This window comes from Nocardioides sp. Iso805N (genome assembly GCF_000364605.1).
Lineage (GTDB): Bacteria > Actinomycetota > Actinomycetes > Propionibacteriales > Nocardioidaceae > Nocardioides.
In genome coordinates, this window is the sequence record NZ_KB822583.1 from 1 (window position 1) to 24147 (window position 24147).

Consider the following 24147-nt stretch of genomic DNA (forward strand, 5'->3'; position numbering starts at 1 on the left):
ACAGCGACCACGGGTCGGTCTACTGCTCCAAGGCCTACGCCAAGCTGTGCCGCAAGCTCGGCGTCACCCAGTCCATGGGCGCGGTCGGATCCTCGGCCGACAACGCGCTCGCGGAGTCGTTCAACGCCACGATGAAGCGCGAGGTCCTCCAAGACGCCGCCTGCTGGGCCGACGAGGTCACCTGCCGCCGGCAGGTCTTCAAGTGGCTCGTCCGCTACAACACCCGCCGCCGCCACTCCTGGTGCGGCTATCTGTCCCCGTCCACCTACGAGGCCCGCCGGCCCGCTACGCTGCCGACCGCCGCGTAATCACACCCCGTGTCCAAGATCCGGGGGTAGGGCCCCCCCGACGAGCCGTCGAAGCGCTGTCTACGAGGAGCGCATTACCTTGTGGCGCGCGGACTCGGCGGATGACGCCATCGCTCAGGCCGAAGCTGAGGCCCTGAAGTACGCGGCCGCGATCGAGGAGTCACCAAGCACGTACACGGGCCTGGCGCAGTGCTATCACCTAGTCGATGGACCAAGCGACGGCGCCGAGGTCTTCTCCCTGATGCGCGAAAGCGACCTCGCACCAGACGTCTACCTGGATCAGTTCTTCGACACCGGCTCCGAGCGCCAGACCCACTAGAGGCCAAGACCGACGGACGGCGAGCGACGTCAATCGAGATCAACTGGCTCGTCGAACTTGCAGCGGCATTCAGCGATGACCTACACGAGCCAGGGGAGAAGGAGGGCGACCTCGGCGTCGGCCAGATCTCAGATGACATCGAGTCGGTCGCCGACACCGCCGCTCACCTTCGTCGTGGTGGTCGAGTGGTTGTCGGCGACGCTCGAAAGTGGTCTCGCTTGGGCACGATCTGGAGCGCGCCGTGGGGCTGCTTCGCGCCTTAGCGCACGCTGACATCCCGAAACACAGGGAGCGCCGTAATCGCGGCGATGTGACGCAGTCGTTGGCGAGCTGTTGGGCCCGGTGACCCTTCAGCGGACCATCTTCTGCAGAGGATCGGCTCAGGGCGTGGGCATCGGCGTCGACGGTCTGCGCCACACGAGCATCAGTGCTGCGCAGCTGAGTCCTGTTGCGGCAACGTAGCCAAGCGCAAGGGCGAAGCTGTCGGCGTACTCGTTGATCAGCATTCCGCCGAGAAGCATGACGGCGTGACCGGCGCGAAGCGACCAGCGTTGAGCAGCGGTCTTCGGAGCCACGGATAGCCGGTTGAGGATGCGTATCACCCATCGATGGATGGGTCGCGATGGACGGCCTCCTTGCAACCAGGCGGCCAGGTGCAGCACGCCGAGGTCCGCGGCAAGGAACACCGCCAACACCAACACCGCGACCTGGAATCCTCCGAGGGTCCGTTGCATGGCTACATAGATCGCGAAGATGGAGGCCCCCCGACCAGGATGTAGAGCGGTGAACCGCGCTCGATGACTGATGCATCGGGCTCGAGGCGCCAGCTGCGAACGTTCACGTCGGGTACGCGCACAAGCAGAGTCTGTCCCATCCGCGACTCAACGGTCGGCTGAACGGCAGGACCCGCAACGGCGAGGGTGCCCCCACGTCGTTTCATCGACAGAGCCGGCCGTCGTGTTGGCGCCCCGGTTCGCAGCGTTGTGACGCACCTTTGAAGGGGCTCGTCGCGGCAGATGAGTACGTTCGCGATGCGACAATCGTGGCGTGCAAGACGACCGACCGCACCCACCCGCGGCCACGGGCCGAGCAGAGCCGCCACCGTGGAGCCCGCCGCTCAACGAGGAGTTCGAGCGATACGGGCAGGCCTACTTCATCTCAGTAAATCCCCGGTTCATGCCGCAGTGGCTGGCCCACCTAGATTTCAGAATCCCGGGCGGGGTTCCAGGGGGATCGCGCGGGCAGTTCGTTCGTTCGACCGCTTTCGTGTGTGCGTCGGTGGTCACGTGGTGTCTGCGTAAGTCATGGACAGTGAGCGTCGAACGCCGAGACGTGACTGGAGCTGGCGACTGGAGGTACGTCTTGCACGAGCAGTACCGCTCGTTCTTTGACGCCTACTTTCGGCGGAACGCGATCCTTGATGACTGGAAGGACGTGCTTATCCCTGAGTGGCGTTCCGGCGACTACGCGCCGTTGCCGTTCCTCGATGACGTGACGGAGGACGGTCGCGGCACCACTACATCCTCGTGACGCGCCCGCGGCCCTAGGAACCGACGGTCGCGCGCGGTCCCGGGGCCGGGGTTTCAGCCGCCCCGCTCGACGTTCCGCAGATCCGGTCGTCTAGAAAGTGCGCCGGTTCGCGGTGCTATGACGCGACCCGGACGGTACGCGGCGGATCGACGCGCGAACGCGCCGGGGCCGTATCCGTCCACCTGGCGCTCTGCCGAGGGCCCACGCCTGAGCGTGCCGCCTGGAGGGGCTGACCAAATACCCCGGCGCGCCCACGGCATTGTCGCAGGAGGCGCTGGCTTCTCGCACGCCGAAATCGTGCGCCACCACGCGGCGGTTCGACCGTGCTACGTCTGCCGACGAACATGGTTTGTTCGCGCGGGGGTTCGAACCGAACCTTGCTTGCCGGCATCGTGATGCGATCGTCCGGCATGGCACGTGAGAGTCGGCCGCGAGACGGTGAAGCCCTGCCCCGTCAGGTATGACGGGGGCGCGGCCGCTGCGACCGGCGCAGACGACGGACGGCGATGAAATCGGGTTGGTCGTCTGCCTGCCCGGAGGCAAGCTGAGCTACCCGATGTGAGGTCGGTTGTCGACGACCTTGATCACCGCCGGGATCGTCTTGGTCGTCGCCCTATGAGCGCCAGCCCTCGCGGAGCGCGGTTGCCGATCCGAGATCGTCAGCTCACCGGCGAGACGTCGTCAGGCGGCTGATGACCCTGCGACCGTGAAGCGGTAGGTGTTGTTCAAGTCGTCCGTGATGGTCGCGGCGCCTTGAGGTGCCGTTGTGGGGACGCGGACAGACACCTTGAACCCCATGTCTGGGCCGTCCGGGACGAACCTGCCGAGGCTGACGGCGGATCGGTCGGACATACGGAGCGTGAGCTGGACCGCGGGCAGCGGTTTCAGCGGAGCGTTGTCGATGCTCGTGTCATTGCACGTATCGGTGTACCAGTGGCCGTAGATCGTGACGGTGCGCCCTGGCTGGATCGTCGGTGCCGGCGCCCCGTAGACGCCGGTCGGCGACTGGTCGTCGAGATAGGGACCGCGGCACGAGGCGTTCTGGCCGCTGGACGTATCGCTGCACGCGGCCAGCAGCGGGATGAGGAGCAACAGCGGGAGGTTTGGCCTCACCACCGCAGTATCGCCTTCACGGCGCGCCCCGCGTGGATATCAGCCCTGCGGCTTCGAGCCGCCCGCCACCTCGTAGTTCCACACCTCGCTGTGGGTGGAGACGGGGCGGGGTGCCTCGCCGCCCGCCCGCTCGACCGCTGAGCGGTGACCCTCGGCGAACCCGGGGGAGTTCACCCATGCCTGGAACGAGTCCTCGTCGCGCCAGCGGGTGATGACCAGCCACTGCTCCCTCTCGTCGGTGGGGCGCAGCAGCTCGAAGCCCTCGAAGCCGTCAGCGTCGTCGACCGCGCCGGCCCGTGCGGCGAATCGATGAGCGAGCTCGTCGCCAGAACCGGCCGGGACAGTGATGGCGTTGATCTTGATCGTGGTCATGCGGCCAAGACTGTCACGGGCACCGAGCGGCCCTGTGCCTGCGCCCGCCCGGACGCCAGGGAGGTCTGGCGCGCAGGCGCCGCCGCGGAGTAAGAGTAAGAACTGGGATGCACGGCTCGACCGGTCGTTCCTTGACTCATCAGGGCTCCAGGAGGCCGCAGATGAAGCGTTTGGTTGTCTGCTGTGACGGTACGTGGAACAAGCCGGACAGCGAGAACGTCACGAATGTCGAGAAGATCGCTCGCACGGTCCAGACCGACCCTTCGGCCACCGGCGGCGTCTACCAGCTCGTCTACTACATCAGCGGTGTGGGAGCCGGCAGCTACGAGGCCGACCGGCTGTTGGGCGGAGCCTTCGGCCTGGGCCTGTTTCACAACGTGATCGCCTGCTACCGGTTCCTGGCGCAGAACTACCAGCCGGGCGACGAGATCTTCATCATCGGGTTCAGCCGGGGCGCCTACACCGCCCGCTCGGTGGCGGGGATGCTCGCTCGCGTGGGGCTGCTGACCAAGGTGGCACTCGTGCAGGAGCGGCTCCCTGCCGCCGTCCGCTTCTACGAGCGGACGCAGATGCCGGAGGGGGCGTTCGGGGAGAGCGTGGAGGAGTTCAAGCACGACCATTGCCACACCGCCACGGTGACCTTCCTCGGCGTCTTCGACACCGTCGGGGCACTCGGCGTCCCCGGCTTCGAGCGTGACACCCCGCGGTTCCATGACGTTCAGCTCAGCGACCAGGTGCTGTGCGCTCGACATGCCTTGGCGATCGACGAGACCAGGTTGAAGTTCTCGCCCACGCTCTGGGAGGCCAAGGAGCCCGCAGACACCCCGATCGAGGATCCGCGGATCAAGCAGGTGTGGTTCGAAGGTGCCCACTCCGATGTCGGAGGGGGATATGTCCAGACGGGGTTGTCGGACACCTCGCTGCTGTGGATGGCACGCGAGGCTCATGCCGCAGGGCTGGTCTTCGAAGCCGATCTGCTGGACACCTACGTGAACAGCGGCTCCGACCCCATCTGCCACAACCCGCTCAGCCTTCTCTACAAGGTCGACAACGAGATCCTCGGCGTGAAGGAGCATCTGCGTGGGCGGCACGAGGAGAGCGACTTCAGCCATGGACTGCGTCGGCTCACCAACGAACGCGCCGTGTCCGTTCGGGTAGCGGCCTCCGCCGTCGGCCACTACCGGGAGGGCGGCTACGCGCCGGCCAACCTGGCGGCGTTCGGGGACCAGACCGACGGGTTCAGCGGGCTCGTCGAGCAGGTCGAGCGACTACCTGAGGCCGGGCTCGACCTGGCGCCGCTGGGAGCGCCCTGAGGAAGTCGGAGTCGTTGCTGGTCCCGAGCCGCCCACGTCGTGGTTCCGTACGTCGCTGTCCGACGCCGATCGTCGGACCCGAGTCAGCCCTTGACGATGCGACCCAGCAGGGTGACGGCCTGGGCCAGTGTGGCTCGTTCACCGGCGTCAAGCTTCTGGTCGATCTCGGCAGCCAGCCAGCCGGTGACCTCACGGCGCTGGTCGGCCAGGGCGCGGACGCCGCTGTCGCTGAGGGCGATCAGGGTCTGCCGGCCGTCGGTCGGGTCGGCGTGCCGGGTGATGAACCCGGCCTCGTCGAGCTGCTGGAGGGTGTGCGCCATGGACTGCGGCCGAACGAACTCGAGTGCCGCCAGCTGGCTCGCTGTCTGGGGGCCCATGCGGTCGATGGCCCGCAGCACCCCGAACTGGTGGGGTGGAAAGACCGGGTTGGCCCTCGTACGGCGTACGAGAAGGGCCACGACCGCCCGGAGGTCGCCGGCGATGGCGGCCGAGCTCGTCGCAGGTCCCGTCGTGTCGTCCATGGAAGGAGGCTATGGCACCTACAGATGATCTGTACAGATCATCTGTATAGTTGCCGCCGTGCCCGGCTTCCGAGAACGCATCCTCGTCCCCGTACTGATCTTCGTCGGCGGGGTCGTCTCGGTTGTGAGCAGCCTCGGCGCGCCCCTGATCCCGCGGCTCGCCGAGCGTCTGCACACGAGCATCGGCAACGCGCAGTGGGCGCTGACGGCGACGGTCCTGGTTGCGGCGGTCTCCTCCCCGCTGGTCGGCAGGCTCGGAGACGGACGTCATCGCAAGCGGGTGATGCTCGTGTGCCTCGCGGTCGTCGTGGCCGGCGGCGCTCTGGCGGCGGTGGCCACCACGCTCGCGCTGCTGATCCTCGGACGCGCCTTCCAGGGCCTCGGCCTGGCGATCATGCCGTTGGCGATGGCGGCTGCCCGCGACAACCTTCCTGCCGAGCGGGCGGGCCGGGCCATCGCGGCTCTCTCGGTGGTTGCGGCCGCCGGCGTGGGTCTGGGGTACCCGGTTACCGGGCTGCTCGCCGACCACGGCGGAGTCGAGCTCGCCTACTGGGTGGGTGCGGGCGTCAGCGCACTCGCGCTGGTGCTGGCGTGGCTGGTCGTGCCTGCGCCCAGGAACACCGGTGAAACCGGCCCGATCGATCTGCCTGGCGCCGTGATCGTCGGAGCTGGTCTCGTCTCCCTCCTCGTGGCCCTCGACAAGGCGGCGGACTGGGGCTGGGGCTCGACCCGCGTGATCCTCATGATCGTGATCGGCCTCGCGCTGCTCGGCCTCTGGGCCCTCTACGAGCTCCGCGTCGCCCACCCGCTCGTCGACCTGCGGCTCGTACGGCGCCGTCCGGTGCTCACCGCCAACGTGAGCGGACTCCTCCTCGGCGTGGTGATGTACGTCTCGATGGTGGGCATCACCGAGTTCGTCCAGCTGCCGGGCTTCGGTCTGGGGGAGTCGATCTTCGTCGCCGGCCTCACGTTGGTGCCGCTCTCGGTGCTCAGCGCGTCGGTCAGCCGGACCCTGCCGTGGGTCACTGCCCGAGTAGGCCTGCGTCTGGTCATCCCGTTCGGCTCGCTGATGGTGTCGGCGGCATCGGTGTTCTTCGCCTTCGGCCACTCGCACCTGTGGCAGATCTTCGTCAGTGCCGGCCTGCTCGGCATCGGCCTGGGTTACACCTTCGCCGCGATGCCGGGCCTCATCGTCGGCTCGGTCCCCAGCGAGGAGACCAGCAGCGCGATGGGGTTCTACCAGGTCTCGCGCTACGTCGGCTTCGCCATCGGCAGCGGCCTGGCCGTGACGCTCCTGCGCGCCTTCGGCGATCAGGGCGCGCCGACGCTGGGCTCCTACCAGGCGACCGCCCTGGTCGCCGCCGGCCTTGGCGTCGTCACAGCACTGGTGGCCTGGTTGCTGCCGGGAAGGCAGCCCGTGGTGCAGGCGTCACCGGATCTGGAGGCGTTCGAGATGGAGGAGGGCATGCTCGCCGCTGCGGGCCTCGAAGACCTGGAGTCGCCGGTCGGGCGTGCCCGCCACTGAGGCTCGCCGCGCTCGCCGCACGAATGCGCCGGTTGGCCCCCGCGGCCGTCAGCGCCAGGGAGCAACCAGATCCGTCACGTTGTCGGTCAGTGCCATCTGCAGCAGCGGCCCGAAGGTGATCCGCTGGACGCCCGCCGCCTTCAAATCCTTGAAGGAGCCGGAGGGGGCGCCGTTGATCGGGTGGGCGGTGACGTTGAGCGGGCCGGAGAGCTGGTCGAGCAGGCTGCGGAGGGTGGCGGCGTCCGGGACCCCGACGGGATAGACGCAGCGGGCACCGGCCGCCTCGCAGGCCTGCAGGCGGCGTACGGCCTCGGCGAGCGGGTCCTCGAAGGTGGCGACCCTGCCCAGGAAGGCGTCGGTGCGGGCGTTGATGACCAGGTCGACGCCGGCGGCGTCGGCGGCGCTGCGGATGGCGCCGATGTAGTCGGCGTGCTCCTGGACGTCACGGAGCCGGCCCTGGCTGTGCACCGTGTCCTCGACATTGATCCCGACGGCGCCGGCCTCCAGGACGCGCTCGACGAGCTCGGCGGCAGGAGTGTCGTAGCCCGACTCGACGTCGGCGGTGACGGGTACGTCGACGGCCGCGGTGATCCGTCGGATGCCGTCCAGCGCGTCATCGAGGGTCATGCCCTCGTTGTCCTGCTGCCCGCGCGACTCGGCCAGCGGATGGCTGCCGATGCTCAGCGCCGGGAACCCGGCCGCCACCACCGTCCGGGCCGACCACGCGTCCCAGACGGTCGGGAGCACGAGGGTCTCGCCGGTGTGGTGCAGACGGAGGAGCTCGGTGGCCTTGTCGCTCAGGTCGGTCATATCTGCAGCATGCCAGGCGACTGGGTAGGGAGCGCAGGACCCAGCTGAGCCCGAGATCGGCCCGAGATCGGCCCGAGATCGGCCCGAGATCGGCCCGAGATCGGCCCAAGATCAGTCCGTGGCCGTCTCGCGCAGGCCGGCCGCCCGGGCGAGTACGCCGTCGAGCATCGCCTCGGTGAGCCGGCCGGTGAACGTGTTCTGCTGGCTCGGGTGGTAGCAGCCCAGCAGCGTCACCGAGCGGCCTTCTCCCACCAGCGTCGCCTCGACGCCGTGACCGAAGCGCGGCTTGGGCCGGGCCACCTGCCACCCGAGCGCGGCGTAGGACCGCAGGGTCGCGTCCCAGCCGATCGCGCCGAGCGCCACCACGACGGTGACGTGCTCGGCGAGCAGGCGAAGCTCCGCCTCGATCCAGGGCGAGCAGGTGTCCCGTTCGCGGGTGGTGGGCTTGTTCTGCGGTGGCGCGCACCGCACGGTGGCGACCATGCGGGTGTCGATCAGCTCGAGGCCGTCGGCCGCGTGCACGCTGGTGCCCTGCGTGGCCAGGCCGACGCGGTGAAGCGAGGCGAACAGCCAATCGCCGCTGCGGTCGCCGGTGAAGACCCGGCCGGTGCGGTTGGCGCCGTTGGCGGCCGGTGCCAAGCCGACGATCAGGATGCTCGGCGTCGTCGAGCCGAAGCCGGGGATGGGCCGCCCCCAATATGGCTCGCCGGCGTACGACGCACGCTTGGTCTCGGCGACCTCCTCGCGCCACTCGACCAGTCGCGGGCAGGCGCGGCAGACGCTGACCCGGGCGCCGAGCTCGTCGAGGCTCAGCCGAGTGTCGAGGCGGTCCCGGCCGGCGAGGCGGCGTACCTGCGCGGCGGTCCGTGCGATCGGAGTCTCCGCAGTGGCCGGGTCGCCGGGCCAGCCCGTGCCGGGCGGGACCGGCGAGGGGAACAGCCGACCCGTGGCCGGGTGGGGGAGGAGGCCGTCGATCTCGACCTCAGGATGCCTGGGTGGTGAGCTGGCCCGCGGCACTTCCTGCGAGCCACTGGGGCCACGACAGGTTGAAGTCGGCGTACCCGTTGTCGCCGTCGGCCTTGCCGCGAGGGGAGCCGGTGACGGTGACCGGGTCGCCCTCCTTGGAGAGGTTGTAGTACCACTTCGCGTCGGCCAGCGAGAGGTGGACGCAACCGTGCGAGCCGTAGCTGTGGCCGGGGTTGGGATCGCCGGTGGAGTAGTGCAGGAAGGTGCCCGACCAGGTGATCCGGACGTCCCAGGGCAGGGTGAGGTCGTAGTAGTTCGGGTCGCTCTTCTTGCAGGCGATGCCGACGCTGCAGGACGTCATCCGGATCGTGGGCGACTTGTTCACCACCGCCATGATGCCGTTCCAGGACGGCCAGTCGGGGCTACCGGCGTCGCTGGGCATCGAGCGCAGCACCTTGCCGTCGCGGGTCACCACGGTCTTGTGCTGCTTGACGTAGACATGGGTGCGGACGTCGTCGCCGATGGTGAAGTCGCGGGTGTAGGAGCGGGTGCCGTAGCGGCCGTTGCCGTCACCGACGTGCTTGAGGTCGGCGACCGTGGTGACCGTGGTGCCGGGCGTCCAGAAGCTCTGCGGGCGGAAGTCCACGCGGCGGTCGCTGAACCAGTGCCAGGCACCGGTCACGGGCGTGGAGCTGGAGAGCTTGAGGTGCTTCTCGATCTTCGCTCGCGCGGAGGTCGCGACCGGGTCGGTGAAGACGATGGAGATCGGCATCGCCACGCCGACCGTGGCGCCGCTGAGCGGGGCGATGCTCTGCAACTGCATCGCGGGACCCGTCGGGTAGTGCTTCTTCGGCTTGGCCGACGTACTGGCCGAGGCGGACGTCGAGGACGGAGCGGTGCTTGCGCCGGCGCCGGAGGAGGACGCCGGTGCCTGGCCCGTGTCGCTCCCGGAGCCGGAGCACGCGGTGAGCGCCACGAGGAGCGTCACGAGGAGCGCGGACACCACGGCCGCGCCTGCTGCACTCCGACTCCGCATGTCCATCACGGCTCCATTGAAACCCGAGGCAGCAAGCGTGGGTCAAAACGCCGACGGCGGGTCGCGGCTCCGACGCCGCCGGGCGCTCGCCGATCAGGCCCCAGCGATCAGCTCGTCCCGGTGCCGCCACGCGTAGCGGAGTGCGGTGAGGGCGAACGCCAGCGTGAGCGCCACGATCAGCGCCTCCACGACACCGCCCGCGCTGGTGAACAGGATGTGGTGCTCGAGGTCGTAGAGGAAGTCCATCCCGAACAGGTAGAGGCCCGCCGAGCCGGCGGCGATCAGCCAGAACAGGGCCGCCGGGTGTCGCCGGGTGAGCGTGACCAGCGCGAGCACGCAGGCCAGCCCCAGCCAGGCGTCGGCGAGCGGGAAGGCGTTCTCGAACTGGTAGTAGGCCTGGGTCTGCTCACTGGCCAGCACCGAGCGGTCGAGGAACCAGATCGTCCAGTACGCCGCGTCCAGCACGATCGCGATCACGAGCATCGTCTGGATGAGTCGCCGCACGCCGCGATTGAAGCAGACGAAGAGAGCCCGCGAGCGCCGAATCGGACTCAGGGCAGCGCGACGAAGGTGAAGCCGCGGTGCTTGAGCGCCGGGATCACCTTCTCCAGCGCGTGGAACGTCTGGGACCGGTCGCCGCCGCCGTCGTGGCACAGGATGATGTCGCCTGGGTGGCTGGCGAGCATCGCCCGCTCGATCGCGGGCGTCCCCGGGCGGGCCCAGTCGCGCGGGTCGATGTTCCAGTCGACCGGGAGCATCCGCTCCCGGTTCAGCTCGGCGAAGAGCTTCGGCCCCCAGACGCCGCCCGGTGCCCGGAACTGGATGGGCCGGTGACCGGTGACGTCGTGGATCGCCTCGTTCGTCCGGGCGACCTCGCGGTGGATGTCGCGCCGGCTGCGGAACGGCAGCCGCTCGTCGTGGGTCCAGGTGTGGTTCGCGACGGCATGGCCCTCGCCGACCATCGGCCGCACGATCCTGCGGTTCGGCGCGACCTGCTCGCCGATCAGGTTGAACGTCGCCGTCACGTGGTGCTTGGCGAACAGCCGAAGGTAGCGCGGCGTCCACAGCGGGCTCGGACCGTCGTCGACCGTCAGCAGCACCGAGCGGCGTGGGAAGTGGACGTGCCGGCTGCGGCGCAGGAAGTCGTCGAGGTCGTAGATCGGCGCGTGCCAGCGTTGCGCCCAGTGCGGAGCATGGGTGGTGAGCACGGGCGGCGGGCTCGGCGTGGGTGCCGCGACCGCGGGCACGACGGCTCCGGTCAACGCGGCGCGGGTGTTCCCATGAGCGTGCTTGTGTCCGGGCGAGGTCGCCGCCTCCACCCCCAGCGCGGCCGCGCCGATGACGGTCCCGGCAAGCCCCAGCAGCACGGTACGGCGCAGCACGCGCGCCGGCCGCTCCGGTTCGATCCCCACGAGTCGTCCCATCCAGGTCTGCGAATGTCCGGCGCCATCATTCCTGGCGCGAGGACCGGATCGGGGAGCAATCGCCGAGATCGTGAAGGACAGTCAGGTGAGCAGGGGTCGACCAGCGCGATCAGTGCCGGCCGAAGCGCTCGTCGAACCAGCCCTTGGCGGCACCCACCAGTCCGCCGAGGTCGCGTATCGCCGAGACGAGCGCGTCCTGGGCCCGGGCGAAGCTCTCCGCGTAGTGAGCCGCGGCCTGGCGCGCGGCCTCGCTCATCGGCGCACCGGCATCGTCGGCACGGACGGGGTAGGTTCCGCCGAGGATCGCGGTGTATTCGCCCGAGTCCACCCAGCGCCGCGCCTCGGTGGCACGGATGACGGCGAAGGGGTGACTGGCCTGCTCGACCAGGGTCAGCCGCAGCAGCGAGTCGCGCAGGTCACCGGACTCGCGATACTCGGCGCCCTGGGCCAGGAAGGAGGCCGCGTCCAGGTCGGCGAGGTGGCCGCCACTGGCGAGCTTCATGTGGACCCGCAGCGCCACTGCCGGGTCCTGGGTGGACAGCAGCCCGGCCCGGTCGGCGGAGAGCTCGGAGGTGCGCGACCACTCCATCAGCGCGGCCAGGATGATGCGCACTCCCAGTGCGCCCAGCGGCAGCGCTCCGAAAACACCGCTGAACTGCAGCAGCTCCAGCAGCAGGGTGCGATAGACCGCGTGGCCCGACAGTGCATGACCGAGCTCGTGACCGAGGACGAAGCGCAGCTCCTCCTCGTCCATCAGGTCGACCAGGCCCGAGTTGAGCACGATCACCGGCTTGTCCATGCCGATCGTCATCGCATTGGCCGTCGGATCGTTGACGACGTACAGCTCGGGCAGCTCGGCGGCGTCGAGCACCTGGCCGACGTCGGCGAGCAGGCGGTGCAGCACCGGGAACTGGCGCTCGTCGACCCGCACTGCGTTGCCCAGCAGCACCAGCCGGGTGGCGCGCTCGCTGACCAGGCCGTTCATCGTCTTGACGACGGTGTCGAACCCCTTGAGCTTGCGCAGCGCGACCAGCGCACCGCGGTCGGCGGGGTGCTCCCAGGCGCGGGAGCTGATGTCGGTGAGCGCGACGCGGGAGCGCAACGGCAGGGCCATGCAGGGCAGTCTCCACCACCGGCGCCTGCTTGGTGCCGACATCGGCCGAGTCGTCGCCCGGGAGGTCGTTCACGGGTCTAGGGTGACGAGCGTGAGTACGCCGGCGCGCGGTCATCAACCAGCCCCGGATCAGCGCCAGGAGCCTGGCCTGATCGGCCGGGTGGCGGGTGCGGTGACCGGCCGGATGGTCGGCATCGTCCCGATCGAGGCGGTGCTGGACAACGTCGACGTCAACACGGTGCTCGACGAGGTCGACGTCAATCGTTTGCTCGGCCGCGTCGACATCGACCGGCTGATGGAGCGCGTCGACATCGATGCGCTGCTCGAACGGGTCGACATGGAGCGGATCGTCTACCGGGCCGGGATCCCGCAGATCGTCGCGGAGACCACCGGGCACCTGGCCGGCGGCACCCTCGACCTCGCGCGGGCGCGGCTCGCCGATGCCGACCGGCTGGCGGAGCGGATCGCCGACCGCGTGACGCTGCGGCGGCGTACCCGGCCGGTCTGGTACGACCCCGCCACCGGACTGGCGTCGGCCTACGCCGGCGGGGTCAGCCGCCTGCTGGCCTGGCTGGTGGACCTCGGCGTGGTCCTCGCCGCGTACGCCGGAACCACCGCCGTGCTGCACCTGCTCCTCGACGCGTTCGGCCTCTCGGACTCGTGGCTCAGCAAGCAGGGTGCTCAGCTGCTGGCGGCGGTCGCCCTCGGCGCCTGGGCGGCTGTTTACGCCACGGTCTGCGTCGCGGTGGCAGACGCCACCGTCGGCAAGTGGCTGCTGGGCCTGCGGGTGCAGCGGGTCGACGGCTCACCCGTCGGACCGGCCCGGGCCCTGGTGCGGGCGGTGGCGTTCGCGCTCTCGGCCACGCTCTTCCTCGTGGGTCTGGTGCTGATCGCCTTCCAGCGCCGCTCGCGCGGCCTGCACGATCTCATCGCAGGCACGGTCGTGGTCCATGTCGGGCCTCGCCCGAGCCGGCTTTCTCAGGGGGCGGCGCGCGGCGGCATGGAGGCGCCCGGAACAATGTCGGCGTGAACAAGCACAGGAAGATCGGACCCGAGGACGCTCGCTCATGGCTGCTGGTCAACGGCAGCCGCACGGAGCTGTTCGACGCGGCCTACGAGTCGCCCGCTGACCAGATCGTGCTCGACATCGAGGACGCCGTCGACCCCGCTGCCAAGGACGAGGCCCGTCGCGGTGTCATCGAGTGGCTCTCGTCGGGGGAGCGGCAGGCGTGGGTCCGGATCAACGACCACACCACGCCCTACTGGGGCGACGACGTCAGCCAGCTCGCCGGCGTGCCCGGGTTGCTCGGCGTGATGCTGGCCAAGACCGAGTCGGCCGCCGACGTGACCGAGACCTTCGACCGGCTCGGCGGCGCGGCTCCTGTGCTCGCACTGATCGAGTCCGCGCTGGGCATCGAGGAGGCGGTCTCGATCGCTCGCGCCCGCGGCGTCGTACGGCTCGCCTTCGGCAGTGGTGACTACCGTCGCGACACCGGCACCAGCGCCGACGAGCTGGCGATGGCCTACCCGCGCTCGCGCCTCGTGGTGGCCTCGCGGATCGGCGGACTGCCGGGCCCCGTCGACGGCCCGACGGTGAGCAGCAGCCACCCGGTGCTGCGCGAGCAGGCCGGAGTCACCGTCTCGCTCGGCCTCACCGGCAAGCTCTGCCTGGACAAGGAGCAGCTCCCGGTGATCAACGAGGTGATCAGCCCGGCACCGTCCGACGTTGCCTGGGCCCGTGACTTCCTCGCCGACTTCGACGCTCGTGGTCAGGTCATCCGCGACGGCAGCGACCTGCCCCGGCTCGGCCGCGCCCGCAAGATCAAGCGGCTCGCCGAGGTCTTCGGCGTCTCGGCGCTGTCCTAAGTCCCACTCGCCTCACGGCGTCAGGCCGCCGCGACATGGCGGCCTGGCGCCCTGAGCACGACGCGCGCACGCCGTACGCGCGCTCGCTCAGTCGCTCGGCAGCAGGCCGAGCGCGTCGAGCAGGGCGACCTCGTCCCAGTACTGCCGCAGCGCCGAGATCCGGTCGCCGTCGAACTCCAGCGCCGTTGCCCCCTCGAGCCGCACCGGCTTCCCGACCGGCTCGACCAGCATGGTCCGCTCGGTGCCATCGTCCACGCTCAGACCGCCGATGAACTGAGCGGTCACGACCCACTCCGCCCAGCCGCGGTCGCCGTCGATGCCGAGGGTGCCGATGTCCACGCCGAGGTCGGTCATCATCGTGTCCCGTAGCGCAAGCTCGGCGGCGAGCTCGGCGCGGCCGGCGACGAAGAGCGCCGGAGTGGTGAAGGTGACGTCCTCGGTGAAGACGGATTCGAGGTCGGCCGGATCCGCGCCTGCCGTCATCGCCAGGGCACGTCGCACCAGGTCGGCGCGGGGGTCTTGATCTGTCACGATCGGTCCTTCCATTGTGCAGCGGGGTCTAGAGGCCGAGCAGCTTGGCCTTGGCGGCCGCGAACTCGGTGTCGGAGAGCTCGCCCGCGCTGTGCAGCTGGCTGAGCCTCTCCAGGCGTTCGAGCGTCGGGTCGCCGGCGGTCGGGGGCGATGCCGCCGCCGGCGGTGGCTGGGTGGCGGCGTACGCCGCTGCGGCCTGGTCGTTGTACGCGTTCTGCTCCGCACGCTGCCGGCCCATGTGATAGGCGACGCCAGCCGTGGTCGCTCCGGCGGCCAGCCGTAGCAGTGGCCTCCTCGGCCGGAAGAGCAGTCCCATGGTTCGTCCTCTCGCTCGCTCGGCTCGATCATCGACCGGGCGCCGGGCGACCCGGGTCACCCGGAGCGGGTGACGCCGACGTCGGTGCACAGGTCGGTGCACAGGTCGGTGGCTCTGGTGGCGATACTTCTGCGGTGAGCCTGCTGCCTGACACCGCGAGGCAGGCGTGATCGACCGCCACCGGGACGATGCTGCCGCGCCGTCACGCCGCACGGTGGTCGCAGCGGTGCTGCTGCGAGCACTGGGGTTCGCGCTGATCGCGTTCGTGCTCGGCGCGGGCGTCCTGGGGCGGGACTGGTATGCGACCCGCCACCGTCCGGTCGAGCACGCCGTGGTCGTGGCGGTGGTCCCGACCGACGGGACGGGGCGTTGCGGCAAGCACGACCTCGAGCAGCGGGAATCGGTCACCCGGCGTTCCTCCGACCCGCCGGCCGGTCTGCCGGCAGTCTTCACCGACGTCGAGGCCTGCGACGTACCGACGATCGACGAGCGCCAGACGCTGGTGCGGGTACTGCGCGGAGATCAGAACCCGAGGGTCTACGTCGATCCCGAGCGGTCGGTGCGCGGCGTGCTCGGCTTGAGTCTCGTGATCTCCGGCCTGACCTTTGTCGTAGGGATCGCGATGGGCATCGCCCTGGAGCTGTGGTGGTTCCGATCACGGAGACATCGCATCGGGCGGCCGAGGGCGCTCGCTGATGAGAGTTAGCCGCGCGCCGTTGGGCCACACTGTGCGGGTGAACGAATCACTCGCTGCCGAGGTCGAGAACTGCCGCTTCACGCCCGTACGGCTCCGGGAGGGCTATGACACGGGTGAGGTGGACGACTTCCTCGACGATCTGTGTAGGCGCCTGCGTGCCGGTGAACCGGTTGCCGCGTTGGTCGCCGGGGCGCGGTTCACGCCCGTCCGGATGCGCGAGGGCTACGACATGGGCGAGGTCGACCGGCTCCTGGAGCGCGTCGTTGCGGACGCAGCCGATGCGACCTCGGCGACAACCTCGGCGGCGAGCCCGACGGTCGTCGACCCGACGGCACCGGCGGCCGCGCCTGCTGCCATGCCACAGGAGTGGACCAACCCGGTCAGCGAAGTGACCTCGCCGTTGGCTCGGCTGTTCCGGCGTCGCCGCGACTGATCGACGCACCGTCGGCCGGCGCTCAGCCGATCAGTCCTCGTCGCCGACCCGGAGCTGGTCGCACAGCGCCCACAGGATGAGGGCGTCGAACCCCAGCAGGATCACCGCTCCGGCCGGGTTGTGCGGTAGGAAGAGGAAGCTGCTCACCGCACTCACGATCGCCACGCCGATGCCGCCGACCATGCCCCAACGCCGTCCGATGATGATGCCGATCGAGACCACCATCGCGACCAGGCCGACCACCATGTGCACCCAGCCCCACGCGGTGACGCTGATGTCGAAGACCCGGCCGCCGGAGGCGTAGACCTTGTCGTTGGCCACCGCGGCGATGCCCTGCAGGAACTGCATCAGGCCCACGCCACCGAGCAGTACGCCGGCGAAGAGGACCGCGGAGCCCACGAACAGGCTCTGCGTGGGATCGGCGTACCGGCGATGCACGGATGGTGTGCTCACACCGTCAGGCTAGGTCGCGGGGTGCGCCGAGGGGTCACCCGAAACGGGCGGCGCGCCTCTTAGGGTGGCGTCATGGCGTACTGGTTCAAGCGCCGCCGCTACGGCTGGGGGTTCACGCCCTGCCGGTGGCAGGGCCCAGCCCTGCCGGTGGCAGGGCTGGGCGCTCACGGCGGCGTTCCTCGTGCTGGTCGTCGTGCCCGCCCTGGTCCTGCCGAGTGCCGGTGGTGCCGGCCTCACCGTCGCGTACGTCGCCTACGTCGTGGTCGTGGTGCTGCTCTTCATCGCGATCGCCGTCGCCACGGGCCCGAGGCCGCGCTGGCGCTGGGGCACGTCGCCGGGCGACGACCCGCACGAGGACTTCTGAGCGGAGCCGCCGCGAGGCCTGCCCGCTGCGATCGCGACGACCGGCCGCCGTTAGGCTCCCGCGCATGGCACGACCGATCACCATCCTCGTCGAGGGCGACTCCGACAAGGCCGCCGTGGAGACCCTCGCCCCGCGCTACGGCATCGACCTCGGCGACGAGACCATCGAGGTGGTGAGCATGGGCGGCGCCGGCAACGCCGGCCGGTTCATCGCGGAGAAGGCGGGGGCCGGCCGCCGCGTCGGTGGTCTCTACGACGAGGCCGAGGAGCGTTTCTTCGCCCGTGCCCTCAATCGCCAGGAGGGCGAGGACCTGAGCCGGCAGGGGTTCTTCGCCTGCCGCCGTGACCTGGAGGAGGAGCTGGTCCGGGCGCTCGGCGTCGCGGCGGTGACCGAGCTGCTCGAGGGCAAGGGCGACCTGTCGGGCTTCCGCGCCTTCCAGAACCAGGACGCGCACCGGGCTGACGAGGCGGCCGAGCAGCTGCGGCGCTTCATCGGCGCCAACGGCGGGCGCAAACGGACCTACGCCGCCGCGATGGCCGACGTCGTACCGCTGGAGGCGATCCCCGAGCCGCTGGAGGGCCTGCTGAGCTGGATCTGGAGCGCATGAGCGCCGCTGGCGAGACGGGCGACATCGTCACCATCCACACCGATGGCGGCTGCCGGCCGAACCCCGGGCCGGGTGGCTGGGGCGCCGTGCTCCGGTTCGGGACGCACGTCCGCGAGCTGTACGGCGCCGAGCCCGACTCGACCACCAACAACCGGATGGAGCTGACCGCGCCGATCATGGCGCTGGAGACGCTCAACCGGCCGTGCGAGGTGCACGTCTTCACCGACAGCACCTACGTGCGCAGTGGCATCACCTCGTGGCTGGCGGGATGGAAGCGCAACGGCTGGAAGACCTCCACCAAGCAGCCGGTGAAGAACGCCGACCTGTGGCAGCGGCTGGAGACGGCGTGCGAACGGCACCAGGTGGAGTGGTTCTGGGTGAAGGGGCATGCCGGCGTGGCCGACAACGAGCTCGCCGACCAGCTCGCCACCCGCGGGGTCGAGGAGGCCTCGGCCCGCTCATGACCGCGCTGCGTCAGGCACGTCCCGAGGAGGCGGCGCTGATCTCCGACCTGGCGCTGCGCTCCAAGGCCCACTGGGGGTACGACGCCGCCTTCCTCGAGGCCTGCCGCGCCGAGCTGACCTGGACCGCCGAGCAGTGCGGGAGCGGCGACGTGGTGCTCGCCGAGCGGGACGGACTGGTGGTCGGCTTCTACGCGCTCGGCGTCGGCGCGGCCCCGGACCGAGGCGAGCTGGACGCCTGCTTCGTGGAGCCGGCGGTGATCGGGAGCGGCGTCGGCGGCGTACTCCTGCGGGGTGCGCTCGCCGAGGCGCGGCGCCGGGCCTGGCGCCTGCTCGCGCTCGACGCGGACCCTGGCGCGGCGGGCTTCTACCTGCGCCATGGAGCCCGCCGGGTGGGCGAGGTGCCGAGCGGCTCGGTGCCGGGTCGGATGCTGCCGCGCCTGGAGTTCGTGCTCAGCGGCTCCGCGGACGCGTGAGGGTGAAGGTCTCGAACGGCGTCAGCGTCCCGTAGGGGCCGCCGACCTCGTAGTAGGTCACCGCGATCGTCGTGTGCCCGCCCGGCCGGCCCGGGTCGACGTCGAACGAGGCGAACCCGTAGGAGTGCGCCACGTCGCGGGTGCCGGCCCACGGAGCATCCTCGGTGACGTACGTCGGCGTGCCGTGCGTGACGGTGCCGGGCGCGGCACTGGGGCGGTCGGAGACCGAGACGATCACGCGGCACTGCGGCGGGTCGAACAGCAGCTGGTTGGACGGCGCCGACGTGCCGCCACCGCCGATGATCATGTGCACGGTGCCCTGGGTGGTGTCGACGACGTCGAGCTTCGACACGGTCGGGATCGGCGTGCGGGTCTGGTTCGGCTGCTGGCCGCGGATCGCCTTGGAGCGCTCGTAGTGGTGCTCGTGCCCGGCGACCACGAGGTCCACGCCGTAGGCGTCGAACAGTGGCAGCCACTCCTCCCGGATCCCGAGGTCGGCGCCGTTGAAGTTGTTGGCCGTCGAGATCGCCACCTGGTGCATGCACACGACGATCCAGTCGATGTCGCGATCGTTCCGCGCGGCGCGCAGGGTGCGCTCCAGCCAGGCCTTCTGCGCGCCGTGCGAGTAGCCGAGCACGCGGTTGTCGCCGCCGTCCTGGAGGCAGACGTCGTCGTTGGCGAGGAAGACGAAGCGCACCGCCCCGACGGTGATGGCGTACCAGAGCCCGGCCGTCTCGCCGGTCTGGCCGTCCTGACGCGGGAGATCGAAGTAGGTCTGGTAGGCCGTGTAACCGATCGCTCCATTGCCGAGCTCGTTCTCGTGGTTGCCCGGCGAGGGCTGCCACGCGCGGTGCCGCGCCGAACGGGTGTTGTTGTTCCAGAAGTCCGACCAGGTCCGGACCCGGTCGGTGGCCAGGTTGGCGTAGCAGAGGTCGCCGTTGAACAGGTGCAGCAGCGGCTCCACGCTCTCCACCCCGGCAGTGGTGTCGCCCGCGGCGGGGGAGCCGAGGTTGTCGTTGACGTAGGTCGTGCCGGACAACTTGCCGACCGTAGGCGTGCCCTGATCACCGAAGCTGGTGAAGCGGAAGGCCGCGCGGCCCCGGGGTGCGGTGCGGAAGGTCCCGAACTCGGGCTTCGCGCCGTCGTGGGTGGCCAGGTACATGTACGACGTGTCCGGCTTCAGCCCGCGCAGCCGGGCGTGGTGGGCGTGCACCACGGTGCCCGACTTCGCGTCGGTGTACGACGCCACCTCGGCACTCACCGCCCGCTCGAACTCGCCGCCGTCGCGGGCGATCAGCACCCGCGGGTTCCGCACTGTCTCAATCGCGTGCCAGGTCACGCTGACCTGGGTGGCGGCATCCGTGCCGAAGCCCACGTGCAGGCCGGCGACCGGCGGCACCGGCGTCGGTCGGGCGCCCGCGCGGCCGGTCGTGGCCGCGGTAGCGGCGCTCGCGGTGGCGGCACCGGTGGCACCGGTGGGAGAGGACGCCTTCGGCGTACCGGCGCTGGCCAGGCCGCCGCTGGCGACCACCGCTCCGGTGGCGCCGAGGGCGGCGAGAAGACTGCGGCGGGTGAGGTCGGAGCCCCGAGAAGTGTCGGACATGGTCCGAACCTGCCGCCCTGACCCAGGTGCTCGGGCCAACCCTGGTTGAACTCTGGTTGAAGGGTAGGTCCCGGGACCGGTCCTGCTGAGCCCGGAGTTCGTGCTCGATGCTCAGCCGTCCGTGCCAAGATCGGGGTCATGACGCAGGCCGAGACTCAACGAGCAGACATCATCGTCGTCGGTGCCGGACTGGCCGGCCTGGTGGCGGCGGCGGAGGCCGCCGACGCCGGTAGGTCGGTGCTGATCGTGGACCAGGAGCCGGAGCAGTCGCTCGGCGGGCAGGCGTTCTGGAGTCTGGGGGGACTGTTCCTGGTCGACAGCTCCGAGCAGCGCCGGATGGGGATCAAGGACTCCCTGGACCTGGCGACGCAGGACTGGATGGGCAGCGCCCAGTTCGACCGGGACGAGGACCTGTGGCCGCGGCGCTGGGCGGAGGCCTACCTCGACTTCGCGCACGGCGAGAAGCGCGCATGGCTGCACCAGATGGGCCACCGGTTCTTCCCGGTCGTGGGCTGGGCCGAGCGCGGCGACGGACGCGCCGACGGCCATGGCAACTCGGTGCCGCGCTTCCACATCACCTGGGGGACCGGGCCGGGTGTGGTGGCGCCCTTCGAGCGGCGGGTGCGCGAGCACGCCCAGGCCGGGCGGATCAGGTTCGCCTTCCGCCACCGGGTCGACGAGGTCATCGTCGAGGACGGTACGGCGACGGGCGTGCGCGGCCGGGTCCTGGAGGCCAGCTCGATCCAGCGGGGCCAGGCGTCCTCGCGGGTGGAGGTCGCCGACTTCGAGCTGCGCGCGCAGGCGATCATCGTGACCTCGGGCGGGATCGGAGGGAACCACGACTTGGTCCGCAAGAGCTGGCCGGAGCGACTCGGGACGCCGCCAGCGTCGATGGTCTCCGGCGTACCTGCCCATGTGGACGGGCGGATGGTCGGCATCACCGAAGCGACAGGTGCGCGGGTGATCAACCGCGACCGGATGTGGCACTACGTGGAGGGCATCCGCAACTGGGACCCGATCTGGGCGAACCACGGCATCCGGATCCTGCCGGGGCCCTCGTCGCTGTGGCTCGACGCGACCGGTCGTCGGCTGCCGGCGCCCAACTTCCCCGGCTTCGACACGCTCGGCACGCTCAAGGTGCTGCGCGAGAGCGGCTACGACTACTCCTGGTTCGTGCTGACCCAGAAGATCATCGAGAAGGAGTTCGCCCTCTCCGGCTCCGAGCAGAACCCGGACCTGACCGGGAAGTCGGTGCGCGGGGTCATCGACCGCGCCCGCAAGGGTCCCGGCCCGGTCGAGGCGTTCAAGCAGTACGGCGAGGACTTCGTGGTCGCCGACTCGCTCGGCGAGCTGGTCGCGGGGATGAACAAGCTCGCCGCCAACGACCCGTCGGGTCCGGCCATCGACGAGCGCGAGCTGCGCCGACTGATCGAGGCCCGCGACCGCCAGATCGAGAACCCCTTCGCCAAGGACGCGCAGATCACCGCGATGTACGCCGCGCGGCACTACCGCGGCGACAAGCTCTCCCGCGTGGCCAAGCCGCACCAGCTCCTCGACCCGGCCAACGGCCCGCTGATCGCGGTCAAGCTGCACATCCTCTCCCGCAAGACGCTCGGCGGCCTGGAGACCGACCTCTCCGGGAGGTGCCTGACCGCGGCCGGAACCCCGTTGCCGGGCCTCTATGCGGCAGGCGAGGTCAACGGCTTCGGCGGAGGCGGAATGATGGGCTACAACGCGCTCGAGGGGACGTTCCTCGGCGGCTGCCTGTTCAGCGGCCGCACTGCCGGCCGCGCCGCGGCCGCAGCGGTCTGAGCGTCTCGTACCGAAGGAGCTTGATGAGCACCGGAATCCGCGTCGCCGCCCTTGACGACATCGCCATCGGGGAGGGGCTCGCGATCTCCAGCGACCTCACCGGCACCGAGGACGACATCGCGCTGCTGCGCGATGACGACGGCACCGTCTACGCACTCAACGACACCTGCACCCACGCGGTCGCGTCGCTGTCGGACGGTTGGGTGGAGGACGGCGCCGTCGAGTGCCCCGTGCACGCCTCGCGGTTCTGCCTCAAGAACGGCAAGGTGATGGGTCTGCCGGCCACGGTCGACACCGTCGCCCACCGGGTCGAGGTGCGCGACGGAGAGGTCTACCTCTTCCCGGGGGAGCAGCCCGAGGAGTGACCGGCCGCCGAGCTTGTCGAGGCGCCTCGACAGGCTCGGGGCCTCGACAGGCTCGGTGCCTCGACAGGCTCGGTGCCTCGACAGGCTCGGTGCCTCGACGGGCTCGGCGACCGAGGCGGTCAGGCGTGCGAGCTGCTCGCGTTGAGGGCGACCACGCCGCCGACGATCGCCACCATGGCGACCACCTTGAGCAACGACATGTGCTCGCCGTAGGCGAGGTAGCCGATGACGGCGACCGCGACGGTGCCCAGGCCCGCCCAGGTGGCGTAGGTGACCCCGAGGGGCAGGGTCTTGACGACCACGGAGAGCAGCCAGGTGGCGGCGGCGTACCCGGCGACGACCAGCACGGACCAGCCGAAGTTGTGGAAGGAGTCGGTTCGCGGGATGGCGGCGGTGGCGCCGACCTCGAAGCCGATGGCCGTCATCAGTAGAACTACTGCGACGAACACGATTCTCACGACACTTTCTTGGTATTTGTATGAAGCGCTCGCTACATATTACCCCGCCAGCGTAGCACCTGCTACGGATTCCGCTACCATTTCGCCCATGTCACGACGAGAGGCGCTGCTGGACCAGGTCACCGACCACGTCCTCGCGCATGGACTCATCGGGCTGACGCTTCGCCCGGTCGCCGCTGCGATCGGGACCAGCGACCGGATGCTGCTTTACCACTTCCACAGCCGTGACGAGCTCGTCGCCGCCGTGGTCGCCCGGGCCTCCGACCGCGGCGTCGCCTCGGTGGACGCACTCCCGCCCGTGGACGGCGTCCGAGCCGGGGTCAACCGGCTGTGGCAGGCGTTCCTCGGCGCCCCGATGCACGGCTTCCTGGACGTCTACTGCCAGGCCGCCGCCAGCGGCCTGATCGGCCGGGAGCCCTACCTCTCGGTGGTGCGCGAGGCCAACGAGCGCTGGGCCGAGGCCCTGGAGCGGTACCTGGTGCGCTGCGGCGCACCCCTGGACCGGGTCACGCGGGTCGTCACGCTGGTGGACTCCTCGCTCTTCGGGTTCCACCTGGACCTGGCGACCGACAAGCCCGCCGAGCTGATCCGCGGTGTGGACGACCTCGCGGTCGCGGCCGCCGCGCTGGCAGCCGCCTCGTGAGTGTGCGGCAGCGGCTGGTCGACGTACCGACCGAGCGGATGCACCTGTGGCTGATGCTGGTGCTGACCTTCACCACCGGCATCAACGACGCGGTCGGCTACCTGGGCCTGGACAAGGTCTTCACCGGCAACATGACCGGCAACGTGGTCGTCCTCGGCATGGCCGTCGTCGGAGGTTCGGGACTGCCCATCGTGGGACCTGCCCTGGCCCTGGTCGGCTTCATGGTCGGCGCGGCGCTCGCCGGTCGGCTGCTGCGCAGCGGCACCCGGAGCTGGCACGGTCGGACGACAGCGGTCTTCGCCTCGGTCGCCCTGCTCATGCTCGTGCTGGGGACCACGCTCCTCCTGGTCGGCGACGACCCGTCGCGCCCGGTCGGTGTCACCGTCACCACCACGGCGGCGCTGGCGATGGGACTGCAGGCGGCGGCCGCACGGCTGATCGCGGTCAAGGACGTCACCACCGTCGTGGTGACCTCGACGATCACCGGCCTGGCGGCCGACCTCGGCAGCGGCAAGCACGACGGCGCCGCCCGACGGGCGGTGGCGGTGGTGGCGATCATCGCCGGAGCCGCCTCGGGCGCCGCGCTCCTCAAGTGGCACCTCGGTGCCGGCCTCCTGCTGGCCGGCATCGTGATCGCCCTGGCGACCTGGGTCGGGGACCTGCACGACCGCGCCCGACTGGCGACTGACGACGTCCCGATCCGAGCCTGAG

General features: G+C 70.3%; 32 protein-coding genes. 17 read left to right on the forward strand and 15 right to left on the reverse strand.

Translation table 11 applies throughout. From position 1 onward, the window contains the following. On the forward strand, window positions 1-308 hold a 308-nt coding region (locus H036_RS0116835; protein ID WP_017934619.1), incomplete at its 5' end, for an integrase core domain-containing protein. 79 nt (window positions 309-387) lie between these two features. Beyond that, window positions 388-627, forward strand: coding sequence for a hypothetical protein (locus H036_RS23345; protein ID WP_017935974.1), 240 nt, complete (start codon window positions 388-390; stop codon window positions 625-627). 380 nt (window positions 628-1007) lie between these two features. Here H036_RS23345 and H036_RS25490 read toward each other — a convergent pair whose 3' ends face one another. Next, a complete protein-coding gene (locus H036_RS25490; protein WP_198290005.1) occupies window positions 1008-1361 on the reverse strand; it encodes a hypothetical protein in 354 nt (117 codons plus the stop codon). A 313-nt stretch (window positions 1362-1674) separates the two neighbouring features. Between H036_RS25490 and H036_RS25495 the strand changes: the two genes are divergently transcribed. Continuing rightward, window positions 1675-2157 (forward strand): hypothetical protein, encoded by a 483-nt coding sequence (locus tag H036_RS25495; protein ID WP_157417520.1) that lies wholly within the window; start codon window positions 1675-1677, stop codon window positions 2155-2157. Between the two features lie 681 nt (window positions 2158-2838). Here H036_RS25495 and H036_RS0116850 read toward each other — a convergent pair. Continuing rightward, a complete protein-coding gene (locus H036_RS0116850; RefSeq protein WP_017935977.1) occupies window positions 2839-3249 on the reverse strand; it encodes a hypothetical protein in 411 nt (136 codons plus the stop codon). 60 nt (window positions 3250-3309) lie between these two features. Further along, on the reverse strand, window positions 3310-3642 hold the full coding sequence (locus tag H036_RS0116855) for an antibiotic biosynthesis monooxygenase family protein (protein WP_017935978.1): 333 nt from the start codon (window positions 3640-3642) through the stop codon (window positions 3310-3312). A gap of 161 nt (window positions 3643-3803) precedes the next feature. Here H036_RS0116855 and H036_RS23350 point away from each other — a divergent pair, with 161 nt between their 5' ends. After that, window positions 3804-4955 (forward strand): DUF2235 domain-containing protein, encoded by a 1152-nt coding sequence (locus tag H036_RS23350; protein ID WP_017935979.1) that lies wholly within the window; start codon window positions 3804-3806, stop codon window positions 4953-4955. Window positions 4956-5038: 83 nt separating this feature from the next. Here the strand turns inward: H036_RS23350 and H036_RS0116865 are convergent, their stop codons facing one another. Then, entirely contained in the window at window positions 5039-5476 is a 438-nt protein-coding gene (locus H036_RS0116865; protein ID WP_017935980.1) for a MarR family winged helix-turn-helix transcriptional regulator, read from the reverse strand. 58 nt (window positions 5477-5534) lie between these two features. On the opposite strand from H036_RS0116865, the gene H036_RS23355 reads away from it, so the two are divergent. Then, a complete protein-coding gene (locus H036_RS23355) occupies window positions 5535-7001 on the forward strand; it encodes an MFS transporter (RefSeq protein ID WP_017935981.1) in 1467 nt (488 codons plus the stop codon). Window positions 7002-7049: 48 nt separating this feature from the next. Here H036_RS23355 and H036_RS0116875 read toward each other — a convergent pair whose 3' ends face one another. The 6 genes from H036_RS0116875 to H036_RS0116900 all read right to left on the reverse strand — a co-directional run bounded on the left by H036_RS0116875 (window position 7050) and on the right by H036_RS0116900 (window position 12351). After that, complete coding sequence (locus H036_RS0116875; RefSeq protein WP_017935982.1) at window positions 7050-7811, reverse strand: isocitrate lyase/PEP mutase family protein; 762 nt, start codon at window positions 7809-7811, stop codon at window positions 7050-7052. Between the two features lie 111 nt (window positions 7812-7922). Further along, window positions 7923-8828 (reverse strand): uracil-DNA glycosylase, encoded by a 906-nt coding sequence (locus H036_RS0116880; protein WP_017935983.1) that lies wholly within the window; start codon window positions 8826-8828, stop codon window positions 7923-7925. Then, entirely contained in the window at window positions 8794-9780 is a 987-nt protein-coding gene (locus H036_RS0116885; protein WP_198290006.1) for a L,D-transpeptidase, read from the reverse strand. Before H036_RS0116885 ends, H036_RS0116880 begins: the two co-directional genes overlap by 35 nt. A 126-nt stretch (window positions 9781-9906) precedes the next feature. Beyond that, window positions 9907-10317, reverse strand: coding sequence for a hypothetical protein (locus H036_RS23360; RefSeq protein ID WP_017935985.1), 411 nt, complete (start codon window positions 10315-10317; stop codon window positions 9907-9909). A gap of 47 nt (window positions 10318-10364) precedes the next feature. After that, window positions 10365-11225 carry a polysaccharide deacetylase family protein gene (locus H036_RS0116895; RefSeq protein ID WP_157417522.1) on the reverse strand — a complete coding sequence of 287 codons (861 nt, stop codon included), beginning with the start codon at window positions 11223-11225 and terminating at the stop codon, window positions 10365-10367. A 121-nt stretch (window positions 11226-11346) separates the two neighbouring features. Then, on the reverse strand, window positions 11347-12351 hold the full coding sequence (locus H036_RS0116900) for a M48 family metallopeptidase (protein WP_017935987.1): 1005 nt from the start codon (window positions 12349-12351) through the stop codon (window positions 11347-11349). Between the two features lie 91 nt (window positions 12352-12442). Here H036_RS0116900 and H036_RS24560 point away from each other — a divergent pair, with 91 nt between their 5' ends. Together H036_RS24560 and H036_RS0116910 are read left to right on the forward strand one after the other, a co-directional pair. After that, on the forward strand, window positions 12443-13381 hold the full coding sequence (locus H036_RS24560) for an RDD family protein (RefSeq protein ID WP_157417524.1): 939 nt from the start codon (window positions 12443-12445) through the stop codon (window positions 13379-13381). Continuing rightward, complete coding sequence (locus H036_RS0116910) at window positions 13378-14217, forward strand: HpcH/HpaI aldolase/citrate lyase family protein (RefSeq protein WP_017935989.1); 840 nt, start codon at window positions 13378-13380, stop codon at window positions 14215-14217. The genes H036_RS24560 and H036_RS0116910 overlap by 4 nt, the downstream gene beginning before the upstream one ends. A gap of 87 nt (window positions 14218-14304) precedes the next feature. On the opposite strand, the gene H036_RS0116915 is transcribed toward H036_RS0116910, so the two are convergent. Together H036_RS0116915 and H036_RS0116920 are read right to left on the reverse strand one after the other, a co-directional pair. Beyond that, window positions 14305-14748, reverse strand: coding sequence for a nuclear transport factor 2 family protein (locus H036_RS0116915; RefSeq protein WP_017935990.1), 444 nt, complete (start codon window positions 14746-14748; stop codon window positions 14305-14307). Between the two features lie 28 nt (window positions 14749-14776). Then, window positions 14777-15064: an SHOCT domain-containing protein gene (locus tag H036_RS0116920; protein WP_017935991.1), complete on the reverse strand. Its 288-nt coding sequence runs from the start codon at window positions 15062-15064 to the stop codon at window positions 14777-14779. Between the two features lie 166 nt (window positions 15065-15230). Between H036_RS0116920 and H036_RS0116925 the strand changes: the two genes are divergently transcribed. Both H036_RS0116925 and H036_RS25990 read left to right on the forward strand, forming a co-directional pair. After that, window positions 15231-15770 (forward strand): hypothetical protein, encoded by a 540-nt coding sequence (locus tag H036_RS0116925; RefSeq protein ID WP_017935992.1) that lies wholly within the window; start codon window positions 15231-15233, stop codon window positions 15768-15770. Window positions 15771-15798: 28 nt separating this feature from the next. After that, entirely contained in the window at window positions 15799-16194 is a 396-nt protein-coding gene (locus H036_RS25990) for a DivIVA domain-containing protein (RefSeq protein ID WP_017935993.1), read from the forward strand. A gap of 30 nt (window positions 16195-16224) precedes the next feature. Here the strand turns inward: H036_RS25990 and H036_RS0116935 are convergent, their stop codons facing one another. Beyond that, window positions 16225-16647: a DUF7144 family membrane protein gene (locus H036_RS0116935; RefSeq protein WP_157417526.1), complete on the reverse strand. Its 423-nt coding sequence runs from the start codon at window positions 16645-16647 to the stop codon at window positions 16225-16227. A 181-nt stretch (window positions 16648-16828) separates the two neighbouring features. Here H036_RS0116935 and H036_RS23375 point away from each other — a divergent pair, with 181 nt between their 5' ends. The 4 genes from H036_RS23375 (at window position 16829) to H036_RS0116950 (ending at window position 18555) form a co-directional block, all read left to right on the forward strand. Further along, window positions 16829-17011: a hypothetical protein gene (locus H036_RS23375; RefSeq protein WP_017935995.1), complete on the forward strand. Its 183-nt coding sequence runs from the start codon at window positions 16829-16831 to the stop codon at window positions 17009-17011. A gap of 64 nt (window positions 17012-17075) precedes the next feature. Next, window positions 17076-17618, forward strand: coding sequence for a TOPRIM nucleotidyl transferase/hydrolase domain-containing protein (locus H036_RS0116940; RefSeq protein WP_017935996.1), 543 nt, complete (start codon window positions 17076-17078; stop codon window positions 17616-17618). Beyond that, window positions 17615-18082: a ribonuclease HI gene (gene rnhA / locus H036_RS0116945; protein WP_017935997.1), complete on the forward strand. Its 468-nt coding sequence runs from the start codon at window positions 17615-17617 to the stop codon at window positions 18080-18082. The genes H036_RS0116940 and rnhA overlap by 4 nt, the downstream gene beginning before the upstream one ends. Beyond that, window positions 18079-18555, forward strand: coding sequence for a GNAT family N-acetyltransferase (locus tag H036_RS0116950; RefSeq protein WP_017935998.1), 477 nt, complete (start codon window positions 18079-18081; stop codon window positions 18553-18555). Before rnhA ends, H036_RS0116950 begins: the two co-directional genes overlap by 4 nt. On the opposite strand, the gene H036_RS0116955 is transcribed toward H036_RS0116950, so the two are convergent. Continuing rightward, window positions 18533-20158, reverse strand: a complete 1626-nt coding sequence (locus tag H036_RS0116955; RefSeq protein WP_017935999.1) for a fibronectin type III domain-containing protein — start codon at window positions 20156-20158, stop codon at window positions 18533-18535. The two genes, H036_RS0116950 and H036_RS0116955, sit on opposite strands and share 23 nt — an antisense overlap. 138 nt (window positions 20159-20296) lie before the next feature. Here H036_RS0116955 and H036_RS0116960 point away from each other — a divergent pair, with 138 nt between their 5' ends. Together H036_RS0116960 and H036_RS0116965 are read left to right on the forward strand one after the other, a co-directional pair. Further along, a complete protein-coding gene (locus H036_RS0116960; protein WP_017936000.1) occupies window positions 20297-21970 on the forward strand; it encodes an FAD-binding dehydrogenase in 1674 nt (557 codons plus the stop codon). 23 nt (window positions 21971-21993) lie between these two features. Next, entirely contained in the window at window positions 21994-22335 is a 342-nt protein-coding gene (locus H036_RS0116965) for a non-heme iron oxygenase ferredoxin subunit (protein WP_017936001.1), read from the forward strand. A gap of 119 nt (window positions 22336-22454) precedes the next feature. Here the strand turns inward: H036_RS0116965 and H036_RS0116970 are convergent, their stop codons facing one another. Continuing rightward, complete coding sequence (locus H036_RS0116970) at window positions 22455-22760, reverse strand: DMT family transporter (RefSeq protein ID WP_017936002.1); 306 nt, start codon at window positions 22758-22760, stop codon at window positions 22455-22457. A 121-nt stretch (window positions 22761-22881) separates the two neighbouring features. On the opposite strand from H036_RS0116970, the gene H036_RS0116975 reads away from it, so the two are divergent. Both H036_RS0116975 and H036_RS0116980 read left to right on the forward strand, forming a co-directional pair. Continuing rightward, the gene (locus H036_RS0116975) at window positions 22882-23436 is read left to right on the forward strand and encodes a TetR/AcrR family transcriptional regulator (protein WP_017936003.1); all 555 of its coding nucleotides are present in this window, start codon (window positions 22882-22884) and stop codon (window positions 23434-23436) included. Continuing rightward, window positions 23433-24146, forward strand: coding sequence for a YoaK family protein (locus H036_RS0116980; protein WP_017936004.1), 714 nt, complete (start codon window positions 23433-23435; stop codon window positions 24144-24146). Before H036_RS0116975 ends, H036_RS0116980 begins: the two co-directional genes overlap by 4 nt. Window position 24147 lies beyond the last annotated feature (1 nt).